This is a genomic window from Tardiphaga sp. OK245 (assembly GCF_900108575.1).
GTDB lineage: Bacteria > Pseudomonadota > Alphaproteobacteria > Rhizobiales > Xanthobacteraceae > Tardiphaga > Tardiphaga robiniae.
The window spans coordinates 1,400,296-1,416,464 of sequence record NZ_FNWZ01000001.1; the positions used below are offsets into that span (position 1 = coordinate 1,400,296).

Consider the following 16,169-nt stretch of genomic DNA (forward strand, 5'->3'; position numbering starts at 1 on the left):
AGTCGGTTCCCCTCAGCTCGCGCTCTGCACGGCGGTCAGCAGCGATGAGAACATCTCGTTGATGACCTGCATGAGCTGCGACGCGGCCGTATACTGATTCTGCAATGTGCTGATCTTCGCGGTTTCTTCGTCGAGATTGACGCCCGACTGCGACGCCAGCGCATTAGCAAATGACGATTGTGCCGTCGACTTTGATGTATAGGTCGTGGCCGCGAGCGTTGCCTTCGACGCGACATTGGCGATGACCGTGGCCGCGTAGTCCGCAAACGAACCGGTCGATGACCCGAGCCCTCCAGACGCGCCAAAGGTACGGGAATCCGTGAGTGCCGCGTAAATCGCATCGACCACGTCGGTCGCGCCGGCGGTGAGTACCTTGGTGCCCGTCGTCAGCGTTGCCGATGCATCGAGGATCGAGACGGCGAACAAACCTGAATTGGCCAGGATGTCACTGCGCACGGCGATGTTGGATGCCCCGGTTCCGGTCACGAGATCATTGAGGCCGAGATAGTCGGACAGGCCGATTCCGCTGCTGCCGACGGCACTCGTCATCTCATTGATGGCGACCCCATTGCTGCTGCTGGAGCTGGCGATCACCACCTTCCCGCTGGCATTGATCGATGCGCTGAGGCCGGAAATGCCATTGATGGCCGAGACCAGGTCGCCCACCGTCGCATAGGTCGACAGATCGAGATCGGCATAGGACACCAGATTTCCCGACTGGTCGGCAACGGCAATGCGGACCGTGCCGGTCGCATCCAGCGCAGTCGCCGCGGTGACCGTCGTGGTGCCGGTCAGGGTCGTTGGCGGCGGCAACGACGTGCCCTGATTGCTTGCGGCATTCAGGGTGTCCGCCAGCGTATTGGCAAGCTGGTCGAGCTGCGACTGCGCTGCGGGCAAGACGCTATCGCGCAGGCTGAGCAACGAGCCGATTTCGCCAGATGTGATCTGCGCAGTGACATCGACGCCGTTGACGGAAATGCCGCTGAGCCCGCTGGACGAACCGGCCGAGTAGCTGGCATTAGCCGTAACGGATGATGCCGCCGTGAAGCTGAACAGATGCGCGCTGTTGTCCACGAGCGTCTGGCCTGACGCCGTATATACCTGCATATCCCCCGTCGATGAGATGAAATAGCTGATATTCATCTTCGACGCGACGGTCTGCAGCGCGACATTGCGCTGATCCTCGAGATCGCCCGTCGATTGGCCAGCGGCCGCCGCCTGTTTGATCTGGGCGTTCAAACTGGCGATGGCCTGCAGGCTGGCATTGACCTGATCGACATCGGAGGAAATCGCAGCGTCTGCGGTCCCGCGCAGCTGTTGAATTCCAGACGACGTCTCGCGCAGTTGCGATGCGAGGTTATCAAGCGCACTCATCACATTGGCTTGCAGCGAGGCACTGCTGGTGGTGCCGGCCAGCGACGATATGGCGGATTCCAGCGATGCCAGCGTGTTCGCGATCGAAGTACCAGTGTCCTCCGCCCCGGTCGTGCTGCCATACAGCGCCTGGAGCCGGTTGAGATAGTCGTTGTTGGTGTTGGCTGCGCCGAATTCCGAGGTTGCAGAGATCAGGGACTTGAACAGCAATTTGTCGACGCTGCTGGTGATCCCGGTGATCGACACGCCGGTCCCGGCGCCGCCACTGGTGGTCGCGACCTGATTGGCGGTCTTGACCGTGTAGCCGGTGGTGTCAGCATTCGAAATATTCGACGAGGCGACGCTGATCTGGACCTGACTGGTCATCAGGCTACTGACGGCGATGCTGCGGGCTATCTCCAGCGACACGGTGGCGACCTCATATTACGGCTTGGTTCAGATCCGCACGTTGCGTGCGTAGGATGCCGACTGCGCATTGATGCGACCATTGGCGCCGTAGGGCGCGCTGTCGGATATCTGCTCCCGAATCGCGGCCATCACGGCGTCGATGCGGCGCTGGCTGGCCTCGATCGCGGTGCGCAGGCGGGTAACATTCTCGTCCATCGCGACGCTGAGCTGTTCGAGCCGGGTGAGGACGCGCGCCTGCAGCTGGCGATCGCTGGTACCAAGCAGCATGTTCTTGCGACCGACTTCCTTGACCCAGGCCTCGAACAGCTCCGAAAGCTCCAGCTTGATCGCCGTGTGCTGCGACTGCGAGGCCGGCAGCCCCATCGCCAGAGCGATATTCTCTTCGCTCACGACGTCGATCAGGCGTTCGATCAGTTCGACCAGATCCTCGAGGCGGGATCCGTCATCGGCGCTCGCAGGCTGCAGCGGCGGGCTTCGGGTCATCATGTGGCTACTCCGTGATCGATGGATGGGGCGCGGCTGCCGTGGCGTGCCGTCCGAGCGAGGCTATCCGTGAATATGCCGTCGCCGCTTTGCTGCGCGCGCCAGCGATGTTGAGTTTCTGCGCCAACGCGTCACGGCGCTGCTGCAAAGTGGTACGCAACGTATTGAGATCGCCCTGCAGCGCCAGGATCATGCGCCGATCACCGCGATCGATCCGCTGCGCGGCGGCCAGCAACCGGTCAAGTCGCCGCATCAGCGCGTCATCGTCTGCCTCGGCCACCATCGCGGTCATCTCATGCTCGAGATCAGGGTATCGAACATCTTGTTGACGGCGGTGATCACCTGCGACGCAGCCGAATAGGCCTGCTGCGCGGAGATCATGCTGCTGAACTGCTCGTTGGTATCGGTGGTGCTGGATTCCAGCTCACTGCCAAAAATGGTGCCGGCGCCGTTGGTGCCGGATTCCTGCAACGCAGCCGTTCCCGATTCTGCCGTGGCCGAATACAGCCCGTTACTCTGGGCTTCCAACTGATCGGCAGCGGCAAATGTCGCCACCGGGATCTTGTAGATCGCAATGGTCTGACCGTTCGAGTAGGTGGCATTGACGATGCCGTTTTCGCCAACCGAGATGTTGCTCAGTTTACCGAATGCGAGACCGTCGGACTCGATGCGGGTGATGTTCACAGCAGGCGTGGATAGGCCGGAGGCATATTGCGTCAGCCCATCGGTGCCGCCTACGGTGCCGAGGTTGAGCGTAATGTTGCTGTCCGCCGCCCCTGTGGTCCAACCAGTGATCGCCAGCGTTGCCGGACTGGGATTGGTGCTGGCCAGCGAACCGTCGGTATTGAAAGAAACCGACACGGTGCTGGTCGGGGTTGCCGCGGTTGTCGTCGTCGAATCCGACGATAGTGTCGGCTGGCCGAAACTCGCACTCCAGGTATTATCCGCAGTCTTAGCCCAGGTGACCTGGATCGAGCTCGACGTTCCCAGCGAATCGTAGACCGACATCGACGTGGTGAACGTATCGCCGACCGCGGCGTCCGCCGGCAAATTGGCCGAGAAGGTGGTGGTCGCCGTCGCGCTGCCGCTGGTCTGCGCCACACTCGTGTTAATTGCCGTGAGATTTCCGCTGCTGGCGCTGCCAATCACATTGCCGGCCGCATCGGTGCGCCAACCCAGAAGATAGGCACCGTTATTGACGAGATAGCCGTCGGAATCCGTCGTAAACCCGCCGTTGCGCGTGTAGAGCGTCGAGCCGCCGGTCAGCGACGTCGTTACCGGAAAGAAGCCGTTGCCCTGGATCGCGATATTGGTAGAGGTCGATGTTGTCGTCAGCAGGCCCTGCGTCGTGATATTGGACTTCGAGAGCGTCGTCACGCCGCCGGACGAATAGGCCGATGCGCTCGACGAACCCGTCACCAGCGACTCGAACGATGCCGAGTTTGTCTTGTAGCCGACCGTCGATGAGTTTGCGATATTGTCGGAAATCATCGCCAGAGCCGAGCTCTGGGCGTTAAGAGCGGAGATGGCTGAAGACAGCGCGCCGGATAGACTCATAATCAGTACTCCAAAGTAAACTCAGGAAGTGACGCCGATGACGTTGCTGGTGCTCACGGACGTGCTCCCGATATTGAGCATCGGGGTGCCGGACGAGTTGTCGATCGAGGTCACCTTTCCGGTGACGGTCGTGTAGCCGTAGACAGACTGACCAGTGCTATCGGTGGCCGAGACGTTGAGCGTGTACTGGCCGCCGTCGGTCAGCTGGGTGCCGTCCGTCGCCGTGCCGTCCCAGGTGAAGCTATTGGTGCCCGAGGTCGTGGTTCCACTGCCGGTCCACACCGTGTTGCCGGATGAATCCTTGACGCTCAGCGTGACATCGGAGGCGGCGGACTCGAGCGAATAGCCAAACGAGATCTGGCCATCTTTCAGCGTGCCGGTGTCGGTTTTCGCGGTAACAGTCTGGCCGATATAGTTCGACGAATTCAGTGTGAGCAGGCTGTTGAGCGACGACACCAGCGTGCCCATATTGCTGTTCAGCGTCTGCTGCTGATCGAAATTGGCGTAGGACGTGAGCTGATTGATGAAGTCGGTCGAATTGGTTGGGTCGAGCGGATTCTGGTTCTGCAACTCGGTCACCAGCAGGTTCAGAAATTGCTGCGACGTAATGGCAGAGGTCACCGACGAAGACGACGCCGTCGAGGCTGTCGTGGTCGTGGTTGACGTCGTTGCAGCTACAGTCATGGCGCGCTCCGGCGATATCCGCGCGCGGCGCTGCGGAATTGCGTCAGTGAGAAGAGTGCTCGTGAAGTCCGTTCCTTATTGAAACGGGTGGTCTCGGCTGTTCAGGCAAAGATTCTTTGCAGGCCGCTCCTGCCCGCGAGCCATCGCGCCCCGTTACAAGAAAGCGCTGTGCCGCGGGGGTTTTCTGAAATTTTTTGGCGCGAGCTATTGGCGCTCAGGCGCGGCAAAAATTGCCCGCTGGGACGGCCGAGGGAGGTTTTGTAGAAGGCCGAAACGGGAGGCAGTCGCGCACGGGATTGTCCGCGGCACTGGCGGGATTAGAGCGACCGTAACGGAAGCGTCAGCTACTTGCTGTCAGGCTTGCTTGCCGGCTTCGCGGGAACCACATCGGATTGCCGGGCCTTCTGCATGATCCGGTCTACCAGGCCATCCGGCGCGCGCACGACGCCCGACGGCAGGGCACGGCGCAGCAATTGCGCCTCGGCCATCGCCGCACGCGCCTGTTCCGACGTCCGCAGCAATGCGAGCGCGGCGTCCCGCCGGTTATCTGGCCAGGTTGACACGTCTTCACCGTGCCGACCCAGCAGGTCTTCAAACTCGGGAACGTCCATTCTGGAAACTCGCCCGGCACGCACTTGATCGTACGTTGCATGTCAGCCCTCGCTCGGACTGGCACGCCAGCGTCCTAAGGCAGACCGGGTCGCGAGGCAATGCTGCCCCGACTTTTCAACCACAAAAAGACGCCGAACGATCCTAAACTCTGCAGGTGCAATGACCCCACCCTGCCCGCCGGTATCGATCCGATCAGATGGGCTTCGCGGTGCTCCGGGCGACGACAATCCAGGCGTCACGAAGCTCGGTCAGGCTCGCAATGATCCGGCCATAGCGCTGCGCCGCGTTCGGCTGCCCGAACGACCGCAGGCAGGCCATGATCAGCGTATGATAGGTGGTGTGCAGGCCCTCCGCGACCTCGCCTCCGCGATCGAAATTCAGGTTATGGCTCAGCCCGCGCAGGATGGCAGTCGCCCGGATCATCAGATCGTGGCTCTCCTCGAATTTCTTCTCCTCGGACGCCGTCACCGATTTCTGCAATGCCGTAATCGCTCCATCGATCATCATGACCACCGCCCGCAACGGCGGCACCGCGACCGCTGCTTGTCGATAGGCCTGGGCGGCCTGAAAATTCGCTTGATGATGCATGACTAATCACTCGACGCGTTGAGAAGGGCGGACAGATAATCCAGGGTGGAATTGGCCGACGAGATCGCCGACTGATATTTGGCGTATTGGGTGGTCAGCATTGTACGATAGATCGCGGCGCGCTCGTTGATGTCATCGATCTGCTGCTGCATCCGGTCATCCTGGGATTGCAAATTGGTGATCAGATCCTGCAGTGAACCGCTGGTCTTGTTCGATGCGGCACTCGCGATCGCGTTGATCTGCGCTGCAATCCCGATGGTCGACGTGATGGTCACCGATGCCGATGACGTACTGCTGTAGCTGAAGGCCATGCCGGAATAGATCGTGCCGGCCTTTCCGATGATCGTCCGGCCGGACACGGTAAACAGCGAACTGTCTCCCCCCACCGAGACCGACAATGCACCGGAGCTATCGACCGCAATATCCATCACGAAGGACGATGGCGGCGATGAACTTGTATTGACAACCGCGAGTGCCGCCGACGAACTCGTGGTCTTGGTGGCGAGGAGCGCGATGACACCGTCAATATTGTCGGCCAGGGTTGTGGCGAGCGTGCTCGTATCGAGCACAAGATCGTTCGTGTCCGAGAACGACAGGCCGAGATCGCTCATCGACAGATCGCCGACGATGGAGTTCAGGACCTGCTCCATCTGCGTCATGACGCTACGCATGGTGCCGTCGCCGAACAGCACCGCACTCGTGTCTGCGGTTCCACTCGACGACAGCGTCTGCTGCGTGGTTACGTAGTCGCGCACAGCGTTGTAGGATGTGACGAATTGCTGCAATGCAGTCTGGATCGAACTTGTATCGACATCGATGCTGATCTTGACTGTCGATCCCGATGGCGTGCTTTGCAGCAGACTAAAGGAGACGCCGCTCAGTACGTCAGTGATGTTATTGGTGTCGCGCGTCAGCGTAATGCCGTCGACGCTGAAAATTGCGGGCTGTGATTCTTGCAGAACGTCGGTGAACGCGCCAGAACTATCTGTCACGCCCAGGGTCGTGAGCACATCGTCGCCCGACACGACACTGGTGGTGATATCCGCATTATCCTTGGTTGCAGACAGGATCATCTCGTACTGATTGCTCGAGATCTGGATGATCGAGGCCTGGACGTTCGTCGTGGACGTCTGTGCATTGATCGTATCGACGAGATCCTCCAGCGTCATCCCGCTGGTGACCGAGATATCGGCACTGGTGCCGCCTTCCAGGCCGATCGAGAAAGTGCCGGTCAGACCGAGATCCGCGCTCTTGTCGGCGACGGCGGTACCGATCACCTTGTGCGCGGTGGCGATCTGGGTCACCGTGAGCGTGTGATCGCCGGTCGCCGCACCATTGCTGATGGCCATCGACACGGCAGAACTGGCGCTGACGTCGCCGGTGGATGTAATCGTCGCCGATCGCGCTCCATAGGCACTCGACGACAGTGAATTGACGATCGACTTGGAGAGCGAGGTTGTGTCGGTCGTCAGCGTCGTCAGCAGCGTCTGCAGCTGCTGATAGGCCGAGATCTTGGCCTCATTCGCGGTGATGCTGGTCTGGATCGTGGTCGCGGCTGCCGTCTTGGTGGCAACCTGCGCCTCGATCAAGGCGTCCCAATCGACGCTGGTCGTCGTCTTCGTGCCTGAGGTGGTCGTCGCCAAGGCCGCGGTTGCCGCTGCGGAAGTCGAGCTCGTCACCGTCGTCATGCCACGTTACTCTCCTGCACGAGGGGGCGAGCCGGCGTTGCTGCCGGCCCGCAATTGCTGCGGCTTAGCCGAGCAGCTTCAGCAGATATTGCGGCATCTGGTTCGCCGACGACTCCGCGGCGACCGCGGCCTGAACCTTGACCTGCGACGACGACAGCTTGGCCTGCTCGGCTGCGATGTCGACGTCGGTGATCGCGGAATTGGCGGCCTGCAGGTTCTGGGACTGCGTCGAGATCGAGCTGGCACTGAAATTGAAGCGCGATTCCTGCGCACCGATCGTCGCGCGGGCGGCCGAGACCGTATCGATGGCAGTGTCGAGCGCGTCGATGGCCGCAGTGGCGCCGGCCTGCGTGCTGACATCGAGCGTATCGACACCCAACGTGGCGGAGGTGAGATCGTCGAGCTTCACGGTGATCGTATCGGCCGACGTCGAGCCGACCAGAACGGACGCACCCGCGGCGAATGCGCTGGTACCATCCAGCAGGCTCTGCCCGCTATAGCGCGTGCCGGTCGCGATACTGTCAATCTGATCGCTCAATGCGGTAAATTCCGAATTGAGATAGGCGCGGCTGCTGTCGGTCACCGTCGCCGAGGAGGACTGCGATGCCAGCGACTTCATCCGCGAGAGAATGTCGCTGATGTTCGAGGCCCCGCCATCAGCCGTCTGCAGGATCGAGGTCGCCTGTGAGGCGTTGGTTGCGGCCTGCTGCAGCGTGGTGACGTCGGATGAAATGCGCGTCGAAATCGCGAGACCGGCGGCGTCGTCGGATGCCTGGGTGATCTTCGAGCCGCTCGATAGCTTTGAGAGTGAGCTCGACATCTGCGACGAGTTGATATTCAGGTAACGGACTGCAGAATTGGCCGCGGTGTTGGTTGAAATAACGGGCATTAAATTGCTCCTTGAATGTGGCCGCGGATGCGGACCGATCGGGGACCTCTGGACGCAGGCCAGCCCCCGTCCATTCGCTAAACGGAACGGCCCTCACAATTCAGGCGCGGTTTATTTCGGGGCTGGTAATTTATAGTTAGCAATCGCTTAACGAGTGCAGGATGTCTGGCTCATGGCGGCGCAGAATTTCGCGCAGCTGCTGCCGCCCGCGCTTGAGCAGCGACTCGACCGCCGACACAGTCGTGTTCATGACTTCGGCGATGTCGCCATTGCTCATGTTTTCATGGTAGGACAGGATCACCGCGACACGTTGCTGCTCGGGCAGACGCAGCATCGCCGCCTCCAGCAATTTAGCCACCTCATCGCGCTGCATCGTGCTGAACGCATCGGGCTTGATGTCGGCTGGCTCCGGCACGGCATCGACATTGTCGGTGCGTGGCCGGCGATGCAGATCGATGCAGCGATTGGTGACAACGCGGTAGAGCCACGTCGAGAATTTTGCGCGGCCGTGCTCCCATTGCCCGCGATGCGTCCAGACCTTCAGCATCGTGTCCTGCACCACATCCTCGGCATCGGCACGACTGCCCAGAAGCCGAAGCGCAATGCCAAACGCACGATCGATATGACGCTCGACAAGACATCTGAATGCCGTCTCGTCATTTGCGGCTAATCTGTCCAGCAGCTCTTCGTCACTATCGCCCGCGGGCTCGCACGCGTCGAGCATCAGAGAATCCTCCGCAGCTTCGAGCTGCAGCGGCATTGTTTCGACAGCGTCTGCAACCTGGAGCGCGTACGTCATGCCCTTCTCCCATTTCTCCGCCGACAAACGGCCGTTCTGGTCGACCTCTCACTCTTGAACGGGTGACGCGCGACGATCAGGCGATGAATGTTGCTTATTTTACAAACACTTGATGGGAAAAAGTTGCCTGGAACTAGGCAGAAATTTCTACACTGGCTGTTGCGGCCACGTCGGGCCTGATGGGAACAGGTCATCAAAGCATCTCGAGAAATCGCATCGACTGCGGCGAGTGATACAAAGAATTCTTACGCACACAACGACAACACCTGCAGCGATACGACATCACTCAGCAATCGAAGACCGATGCTGGCTACTTTGCAGCGATAGATCCGGCAGTGGGCAACGTCACACCTTCACTGGGAAATTCTTGCCGAATCGCAATTTGAAAATAGCGGACTGCGTCGTCGGAGAAAGAAAAAACGCTTGCATGCGGCGCTCATCTGCGGCGCATCGCGATCTTTTTTGTTTCAGAACATTGATCGCGTGCATTCAATGCGCACGCGCAATGAAGATACACACAGTAGAAACAAACCGCACCGAGCTGAAACATATAGAAGCATATTGTGCCGACGCATCGCAGAGATATCCGCCTGACGACGTCAGCTCGTTCGTATCAGTCAAAGCATTCAAACGAACGAGACAGCGGCGATGAACGACAGCTTGGACGATATCCTCCGGCAGCATGCGCGCCCGCCGCGACTGGGCGCGCTTCAACTTGCATGCTTGCGTCAGGTAACGAGCCGGTGCCATGGCATTGTCGACTGGGATGGCGTCAGTGCCGTATCTCAGCCTGGCGCTGCGGTCATTGTGTTCGAAGCGACGCATGCTGTGCGCGTTCAGGCGCTGATCGAAGCCCTGCACGAGAATGCAATCGTCATTTTGCTCGTTGGCGAGAGCCCAGCCTTCGACGGCCTGAAGTCGAAATTACACGCACACGGGTCACTCGGCGCCGAGGGCGCGGATGCGCCGCATCAGGTGTGGTGGGGCGGCGTCAAGCCGCTCACGGTGCCGACCGGATTATATCGAAAGCAGGATACGCTTTTCATCTCGTCATTCGAGAGTTCAGACATTCAGGGCGAGGATGCCGGCCTTACTGCAGATCTGAAGCGGTTGGGCCTCGATCACGTCGTAACGCAGATATCACCGAACTGCAGCAAGGCCCGGCAAGGCACGTCGAAAGTCGATTTCATCATCGAGCAGTGGAGCCAGGCATGCCGCCCGGTGTTCTGGATCGACGCTCAGGCGCGGCTCGCCAATCTTCCACTGCTCCCGCAGGCGCTGGGCTGTGACTTCGCAGTCAACCGTCGCCCGAATGGGGTGATGAATACTGGCGCGCTGTTCTTCCATCAGACCGAGCGCGCCGAAGCGCTGCTCGACATCTGGCGGCGCCTCACCTGCAGCCACCCCAATCTGCCGGAGTCCTTCCTGCTGGATCAGGCATGGGCGCTCACAAATGCGCAGCGGGAAATCGAAACCGTCTGGCTGCCGGACACCTACTGGCGAAAAGATGATGTGAAGCCGCGCATCGACAGCACGATCCTCGCTCATGCCTGTAACAATGATGATCATCCATTGGAAAAATTCGCTGAACAAATGCAGTTGGGGCGCAGGTTCGGACGCCATCAGGCTCCGGAAGCTCACCTCGTCATGAAAGGCGCCGCCGGCGGCCACGGGCTAATCACAATCGTGATCAGGGACATCCTTGCAGGCAGCACGACGGATATCGCCGAGTCAGTGGAAGCAGCAGCAGCAGCGTTTGCCGCCGACAACGGCGGATTTTCGCAGATGGAAATTGTGCTCTGCGGCTGGGACGACGAAGTCAGGTCCGTTCTCCAGATCGAGGACTATGCGTGGACACTGATGACCGACGTATCGGAACGTCTGCGGCCGAACTGCTTCAGCTCGCTCAAGCGCCGACGCGCCAGGCACGATTTGCATGCGCCAGAATCAAGCCTGTCATCGGATTCATTTCCGATTGGTCTCGCGCTGGATAGCGACCATCAGCCAGATTCGGGCCTTCCTGACCGAACAAGGCGCTGCCGTACGAACTAGCTCGCGCGCCTCACTATTTGAGATTCTGAAGAACCGAGAGGAGGAGATATCGCCGCGTATGCGCAACCTGATCATCGGGCTCCATGAGGACAGGCTCATGACGAGCACTTCGTCGCGTGCCACTGGATCAACGAGACCGCCCCTCCGGATTTTACATCCCTGTGAGACATCGCAGCAGCAGTCGGACGTCGCTTTGCGCCAGACGCGGTCATGTGGAGATCCAAAGACAGCGGAATCTCGCGAAGTCTTGCATAAAAGGCGACACCGATTGAGAATGGATGGCTCATCCAGAGCTTCGGCTCGGCCAGCAGCGAGAACGTACCGTACGTCTACCGATATGGCGGCATTTTTATCCAATCGTCGAAAGCAACGTCCGTGCCTTCTGTGAACAAAGCAAAGAAATCAACCAGCAAACGCCCGGCACGGACCAATGGCAGCATAACAGACGCAACCTATTTGAAGCTGCACAACCTGATCGAGTCGCGACAGCTGCAGCCCGGCGAGGTGATCGAAGAACGCCGGCTTGCACTGCGGCTGAAAGTCTCGCGGACACCGCTGCGGGCTGGCATCAGCCGGTTGCTGGGCGAAGGCAGGCTCGAGCAATTGTCCAACGGCACTGTGGTGGTCCGCACAATCGAGATGGCGGAATTGCTCGAATTGATCCATCTCCGCATGGTACTGGAGAGCGAAGCGACGTTCATTGCGGCGACCCGCATCGCACTGGATATCCTTGCACCGATCAGGGCCTCGCTAGAGAAGATCATTGCTGCGTCGACAGTGTCCGGGACAGCTCACTGGACTCTCGACGATGAAATTCATGATCAGATCGCGCGGCATTGCGGCAATCGCTCGCTTGAGAAACTGATTGGAGAAATCCGGCAGAAGATCCGGATGTGCAATGTGGAGCGCCACCCTGGCCGGCTGCTGCCCGCCACCCGCGAGCATCTTGCGATTATCGATGCCATCATCGATCGTGATGCCGCCGCAGCCCGTCAGGCGATGATCCTGCATCTCACTAATGTGCGGCAAGGATTGCTCGAACGGTTCGGGATCTTCCTGCCCGAGCCTCACGGCTAGGCCACGATTAGGCAAATCCCTGCGGGTTGCATGTCCGAAAATTCTGCAGCTGCCCGCAATTTTGTCGGACTCCGTCCAAATTTAACGCAGCTTCCCGAACTTCGCAGCTTGACTGAAATCAGCATGGGCGGTTCACTGGTATACCATTGGAATATCGAGCCGCTTCGCAGCAGGCCGACTAACCAGATGTCCCGCCTGAATGACGCCGAACCACACTGCTTCCCATACCGTCGCGGCCGAATCGCTGTCCCCGGCCGCCTTTGCCGCCTTCGGCGATGTAGCCGAGCGACCGATCGACGCGCGCCGGCGCTATCTTCCGACATCGGACGGTCGCGCCGAGGACGCCGCCATCTTTTCCTTCTGGATCAGCAGCGCCGCCAGGCTTGGTAGTCTGCCCCTGCCAATCACGACGCTGGAGCGTCATCCGTTCTCCGCCCAGACCTTCGTACCGCTCGGCAGCAGCCAATACCTGGCGATCGTGTGCCATGCCGACCCGGATGGCCTGCCTGATGTGGCCACCCTGCGGTGCTTCATCGCCGGAGCGCATCAAAGCGTCACCTTCGCCCGCAATGTCTGGCATCATCCCATGACCGTTCTCGGCGCGGCCATGGAATTCGCTGTCGCCATGGGCATGACCGGCCGGCAGGACGACGACGTGTTCGTCGATATCGCTGGCGACGTTCGCGCCGTGATGCCGCAGAGCGCATAGGGATCACAACGATGCCGCATGACGATCACCTCGCCCGCGACTTCGTCGGCTACGGCCGCACCCCGCCGCATCCGCAGTGGCCGGGCGCAGCAAGAATCGCGCTCAACTTCTGCATCAACTACGAAGAAGGCTCCGAGCCGTCGTTCGCCGATGGCGACGGCGTCACCGAAACGGCCCTGACCGAAGGCGGCGGCGGCGGCTTCGAGGGCCGCGACCTCGCTGCCGAGTCGATGTTCGAATATGGCAGCCGCATAGGCTTCTGGCGCGTACTGCGCCTTCTGTCCGAGCGCGGCATGACCGCCACCGTCATGGGCTGCGCGCTGGCGCTGGAACGCAACGACGAGGCTAGCGCCGCCATTCGCGAATATGGTTACGACGTCTGCGCCCATGGCTGGCGCTGGGAGCGACATCCGTTGCTGTCCGAGGCTGACGAACGCGAGCGCATTCGCAAGACCGTCGAGAGCCTCACGCGCACCACCGGCGAGCGTCCGCTCGGCTGGTATTGCCGCTATGGGCCGAGTGTTAACACGCGGCGCCTCGTGGTCGAGGAAGGCGGTTTCCTCTACGACTCCGACGCCTATAACGACGAATTGCCGTACTGGACACGTGTGCTCGACAAGCCGCATCTCGTGGTGCCCTACGGTCTTGCCAACAACGACGCAAAGTTCAGCCGCGGCGCGATGGCAACGGCGGATGATTTCTTCGTCTATCTGCGCGACGCCTTCGACACGCTCTACACGGAGGGCGCCACCGCGCCGAAGATGATGTCGGTCGGACTGCATACCCGCCTGATCGGCCATCCTGGCCGGGCCGCTGGCCTGCAGCGCTTCCTCGATCACGTTTCCAGGCACGACAACACCTGGGTCTGCCGGCGTGGCGACATCGCCCGTCACTGGCAGGCCACTCATCCCCCCACGCCCTGATCTCCACCACATCCGCACCCGAAAGGACGTCCCCATGAGACTGAAACCCGCGCATTGGCTGTTCGCGCTGATGCTATCGACTGCGGCATTCGCCGGCGGCGCCAGCGCGCAGGAAGCCGATCATCCGTCCGACAAGCCGATGGTGGTCGCGTCCGACTTCGGCGTCGCGCCGTGGATGGTGCGCGGCCCCAACGGCCCCGAGGGTTTCGGTGCGGATCTGATCAACGAGATCGGTAAAGATCTCGGCCGCCCGAAGGTCGAGATCGTCGACATCAATTTCTCCGGTCTGTTCGCGGCGCTGTTCGCCAAACGCGCCGAATTCCTGGTCAACCCGCTGAACCTCACCGCCGAGCGTTCCGAGCGCATGCTCTATACCGAACCGCTGTTCTCCACCGGCAACGGCTTCATCGTCCGCGCCGCTGATGAGATGAAGGGCTTCGAGGATCTCAAGGGCAAGGCCGTCGCCGTCAACCGCGGCACCATCTCGGATACGTGGGCTACCGCCAATGCCGAGAAATACGGCTTCGAAGTGCAGCGCTACGATGTATTCCCCGACACAGTACAGGCCGTGCTGACGCGCCGCGCCTTCACAGCACTGAATGAGATCCCGACGACCGTCTATGCCGCCAGCCAGAACAAGGCGATCAAGGTCGGTTTCAAGGACTTCAACGGCCGCAACTTCGCCTATGCGTTCCGCCTGGAAGATACCGCGTATCGCAACAAGGTCGAGGCGGTCATCGAATGCATGAAGTTGGACGGTCGCCTGCGCAAGCTGCACGAGAAATGGTATGGCGCAGCGCCGGATGCCGGCTCGGCCATCGATACTGTGTATTTCGGCTATGGTCCTCCCGGCTTCAAGGGTTTCGAGCCCACCTCGCACGTTCCGGCGTGCAAGTAGCACGCTTGCTCTGACGAGATAGCTTTAAACACCGGACCGGCCCGAGCCGGTCCAACTGCGGTTGGCGGACACCCGATGGACCGGATCGTCGAATACTACTTCAATGCAGAAGTCATCGCGGGCGCCTTCCCCCAGGTGCTCGCGGGCTTTCGCACGACGGTCATCGTATCGCTTTTGATCATTGTCTGCGGCACGCTGTCCGGCCTGTCGCTGGCACTGCTGCGCTGCGCCAACCTGCGCCCGGTCAATTTCATCATCACCGCTTATGTCGACGTGCTGCGCACGCTGCCGCAGCTCGTCGTGATCGTCTTCATCTATTTCGGCCTGCCTTATCTGGGCCCGGCGCTGTCCCCCTTCGCGACCACCGTGCTGGCGCTCGGCATGGTGTTGTCGGCCTTTTCCACCGAGATATTCTGGTCCGCAATCATGGCGCTTCCGCGTGGACAATGGGACGCCGCCAGCGCACTCGGTTTCAGCCGGCTGCGAACACTGATCACCATCATCTTGCCGCAGGCCATTCGCCTCGCGATCCCGCTTCTGACCAACCGCGCCATCTCCATCAGCAAGGGCACCGCGCTCGGCACCGCCGTGTCGCTCCCGGAAACGCTCGGACAGGCGCAGAGCGTGATGGCGCTGGTCGCCAATCCCTCGCCGCTGACGCTGGCCGCGGCGTTCTACCTCACTTTCTTCCTGCCGCTGGTGATCGCCAGCCGGTGGATCGAATATCGCTACAGCACGGGGCGTTGAGCGGATCGCATGCAGGATTTCCTGGACAATTTCGCCAACTGGGAGTCGCTGTTGCGGGTCTATCCGCTGCTGCTGCAGGGGCTGATCTATACAGTCTGGCTTGCGGTGGTGGCGCTGCCGCTCGGCATTCTCGCCGGCCTCGCCATCGGCGTGCTGTACAGCTTCAAGAACCGCTGGGTGAATATCGCGCTGCTGATCTATATCGACCTGTTCAGATCGTTTCCCGTGGTGGTGCTGCTGATCCTGATCTTCTACGGCATGCCGTTTCTGGGCCTGACGCTCGGCAGCTTCACCGCGGCGGTGCTGGCCATCGTGCTCAACAATTCCGGCTACTATGGCGAGATCTTCCGCGCCGGCATCCTGTCCGTGCCCCACGGCCAGACCGAGGCTGCCCGGGCGCTCGGTTTCAAGCCGCTGCATGTGGTGTTCTTCATCGTGCTGCCGCAGGCGATCCGCAACGTGCTGGCGCCGCTCGCCAGCAATTCGCTAGAACTCGTCAAGGCGACACCAATTGCCGCCTTGGTCGCACTGCCTGAACTGCTGCGTTCAGCCCGCGTCGCCCAGGAGCAGACCTACAACCCGACGCCGTTGATGGCCGCTGCCGTGATCTTCTTCGTCATCCTGTATCCGTTCGCGCGCTGGGTGGCGCGGCTGGAGCGGCAAGCACTGAAAGCCCGCTGA

17 protein-coding genes are annotated in these 16,169 nt (G+C 60.8%); 7 read left to right on the forward strand and 10 right to left on the reverse strand.

Features of this window, described 5'->3' with window-relative positions:
* Positions 1 to 12: 12 nt before the first annotated feature.
* From flgK to BLW80_RS06485, 10 genes are all read right to left on the reverse strand, one after another.
* A complete protein-coding gene (gene flgK, locus BLW80_RS06440) occupies positions 13 to 1,782 on the reverse strand; it encodes a flagellar hook-associated protein FlgK (RefSeq protein WP_093757238.1) in 1,770 nt (589 codons plus the stop codon).
* A gap of 27 nt (positions 1,783 to 1,809) precedes the next feature.
* Complete coding sequence (locus tag BLW80_RS06445) at positions 1,810 to 2,268, reverse strand: flagellar protein FlgN (RefSeq protein ID WP_093757239.1); 459 nt, start codon at positions 2,266 to 2,268, stop codon at positions 1,810 to 1,812.
* A 4-nt stretch (positions 2,269 to 2,272) separates the two neighbouring features.
* Entirely contained in the window at positions 2,273 to 2,557 is a 285-nt protein-coding gene (locus BLW80_RS06450) for a hypothetical protein (protein WP_093757240.1), read from the reverse strand.
* Positions 2,554 to 3,822, reverse strand: a complete 1,269-nt coding sequence (gene flgE / locus BLW80_RS06455) for a flagellar hook protein FlgE (protein ID WP_093757241.1) — start codon at positions 3,820 to 3,822, stop codon at positions 2,554 to 2,556. The genes BLW80_RS06450 and flgE overlap by 4 nt, the downstream gene beginning before the upstream one ends.
* A 21-nt stretch (positions 3,823 to 3,843) precedes the next feature.
* Positions 3,844 to 4,506 carry a flagellar hook assembly protein FlgD gene (locus tag BLW80_RS06460; RefSeq protein WP_093757242.1) on the reverse strand — a complete coding sequence of 221 codons (663 nt, stop codon included), beginning with the start codon at positions 4,504 to 4,506 and terminating at the stop codon, positions 3,844 to 3,846.
* A 344-nt stretch (positions 4,507 to 4,850) separates the two neighbouring features.
* Positions 4,851 to 5,117: a hypothetical protein gene (locus BLW80_RS06465; protein WP_093757243.1), complete on the reverse strand. Its 267-nt coding sequence runs from the start codon at positions 5,115 to 5,117 to the stop codon at positions 4,851 to 4,853.
* Positions 5,118 to 5,310: 193 nt separating this feature from the next.
* Positions 5,311 to 5,706, reverse strand: a complete 396-nt coding sequence (locus BLW80_RS06470; RefSeq protein WP_093757244.1) for a flagellar export chaperone FliS — start codon at positions 5,704 to 5,706, stop codon at positions 5,311 to 5,313.
* A gap of 2 nt (positions 5,707 to 5,708) precedes the next feature.
* Positions 5,709 to 7,394 carry a flagellar filament capping protein FliD gene (gene fliD, locus BLW80_RS06475; RefSeq protein ID WP_093757245.1) on the reverse strand — a complete coding sequence of 562 codons (1,686 nt, stop codon included), beginning with the start codon at positions 7,392 to 7,394 and terminating at the stop codon, positions 5,709 to 5,711.
* 64 nt (positions 7,395 to 7,458) lie between these two features.
* Positions 7,459 to 8,283: a flagellin gene (locus BLW80_RS06480; RefSeq protein WP_089266590.1), complete on the reverse strand. Its 825-nt coding sequence runs from the start codon at positions 8,281 to 8,283 to the stop codon at positions 7,459 to 7,461.
* Positions 8,284 to 8,419: 136 nt separating this feature from the next.
* The gene (locus BLW80_RS06485; protein ID WP_093757246.1) at positions 8,420 to 9,082 is read right to left on the reverse strand and encodes an RNA polymerase sigma factor; all 663 of its coding nucleotides are present in this window, start codon (positions 9,080 to 9,082) and stop codon (positions 8,420 to 8,422) included.
* Positions 9,083 to 9,730: 648 nt separating this feature from the next.
* Here BLW80_RS06485 and BLW80_RS06490 point away from each other — a divergent pair.
* The 7 genes from BLW80_RS06490 (at position 9,731) to BLW80_RS06520 (ending at position 16,169) form a co-directional block, all read left to right on the forward strand.
* The gene (locus tag BLW80_RS06490; protein WP_093757247.1) at positions 9,731 to 11,134 is read left to right on the forward strand and encodes a hypothetical protein; all 1,404 of its coding nucleotides are present in this window, start codon (positions 9,731 to 9,733) and stop codon (positions 11,132 to 11,134) included.
* A gap of 456 nt (positions 11,135 to 11,590) precedes the next feature.
* Positions 11,591 to 12,211, forward strand: coding sequence for a GntR family transcriptional regulator (locus tag BLW80_RS06495; protein WP_139285785.1), 621 nt, complete (start codon positions 11,591 to 11,593; stop codon positions 12,209 to 12,211).
* 199 nt (positions 12,212 to 12,410) lie between these two features.
* Positions 12,411 to 12,920, forward strand: a complete 510-nt coding sequence (locus BLW80_RS06500; RefSeq protein ID WP_093757249.1) for an ureidoglycolate lyase — start codon at positions 12,411 to 12,413, stop codon at positions 12,918 to 12,920.
* Between the two features lie 11 nt (positions 12,921 to 12,931).
* On the forward strand, positions 12,932 to 13,843 hold the full coding sequence (locus BLW80_RS06505) for an allantoinase PuuE (RefSeq protein ID WP_093757250.1): 912 nt from the start codon (positions 12,932 to 12,934) through the stop codon (positions 13,841 to 13,843).
* A gap of 34 nt (positions 13,844 to 13,877) precedes the next feature.
* Complete coding sequence (locus tag BLW80_RS06510) at positions 13,878 to 14,741, forward strand: substrate-binding periplasmic protein (RefSeq protein WP_093757251.1); 864 nt, start codon at positions 13,878 to 13,880, stop codon at positions 14,739 to 14,741.
* 75 nt (positions 14,742 to 14,816) lie between these two features.
* The gene (locus BLW80_RS06515) at positions 14,817 to 15,488 is read left to right on the forward strand and encodes an amino acid ABC transporter permease (protein WP_093757252.1); all 672 of its coding nucleotides are present in this window, start codon (positions 14,817 to 14,819) and stop codon (positions 15,486 to 15,488) included.
* A 9-nt stretch (positions 15,489 to 15,497) separates the two neighbouring features.
* Positions 15,498 to 16,169 carry an amino acid ABC transporter permease gene (locus tag BLW80_RS06520; protein ID WP_092149582.1) on the forward strand — a complete coding sequence of 224 codons (672 nt, stop codon included), beginning with the start codon at positions 15,498 to 15,500 and terminating at the stop codon, positions 16,167 to 16,169.

Excerpts from the sequence above, each read along its gene's own strand:
- BLW80_RS06520 (WP_092149582.1), top strand. The coding sequence starts at position 15,498 with ATGCAGGATTTCCTGGACAATTTCGCCAACTGGGAGTCGCTGTTGCGG.
- fliD (WP_093757245.1), bottom strand. The coding sequence starts at position 7,394 with ATGACGACGGTGACGAGCTCGACTTCCGCAGCGGCAACCGCGGCCTTG.
- BLW80_RS06465 (WP_093757243.1), bottom strand. The coding sequence starts at position 5,117 with ATGGACGTTCCCGAGTTTGAAGACCTGCTGGGTCGGCACGGTGAAGAC.
- BLW80_RS06500 (WP_093757249.1), top strand. The coding sequence starts at position 12,411 with ATGACGCCGAACCACACTGCTTCCCATACCGTCGCGGCCGAATCGCTG.
- BLW80_RS06460 (WP_093757242.1), bottom strand. The coding sequence starts at position 4,506 with ATGACTGTAGCTGCAACGACGTCAACCACGACCACGACAGCCTCGACG.
- BLW80_RS06445 (WP_093757239.1), bottom strand. The coding sequence starts at position 2,268 with ATGATGACCCGAAGCCCGCCGCTGCAGCCTGCGAGCGCCGATGACGGA.
- flgE (WP_093757241.1), bottom strand. The coding sequence starts at position 3,822 with ATGAGTCTATCCGGCGCGCTGTCTTCAGCCATCTCCGCTCTTAACGCC.
- BLW80_RS06480 (WP_089266590.1), bottom strand. The coding sequence starts at position 8,283 with ATGCCCGTTATTTCAACCAACACCGCGGCCAATTCTGCAGTCCGTTAC.
- BLW80_RS06470 (WP_093757244.1), bottom strand. The coding sequence starts at position 5,706 with ATGCATCATCAAGCGAATTTTCAGGCCGCCCAGGCCTATCGACAAGCA.
- BLW80_RS06510 (WP_093757251.1), top strand. The coding sequence starts at position 13,878 with ATGAGACTGAAACCCGCGCATTGGCTGTTCGCGCTGATGCTATCGACT.
- BLW80_RS06505 (WP_093757250.1), top strand. The coding sequence starts at position 12,932 with ATGCCGCATGACGATCACCTCGCCCGCGACTTCGTCGGCTACGGCCGC.
- BLW80_RS06490 (WP_093757247.1), top strand. The coding sequence starts at position 9,731 with ATGAACGACAGCTTGGACGATATCCTCCGGCAGCATGCGCGCCCGCCG.
- BLW80_RS06515 (WP_093757252.1), top strand. The coding sequence starts at position 14,817 with ATGGACCGGATCGTCGAATACTACTTCAATGCAGAAGTCATCGCGGGC.
- BLW80_RS06485 (WP_093757246.1), bottom strand. The coding sequence starts at position 9,082 with ATGACGTACGCGCTCCAGGTTGCAGACGCTGTCGAAACAATGCCGCTG.
- BLW80_RS06450 (WP_093757240.1), bottom strand. The coding sequence starts at position 2,557 with ATGACCGCGATGGTGGCCGAGGCAGACGATGACGCGCTGATGCGGCGA.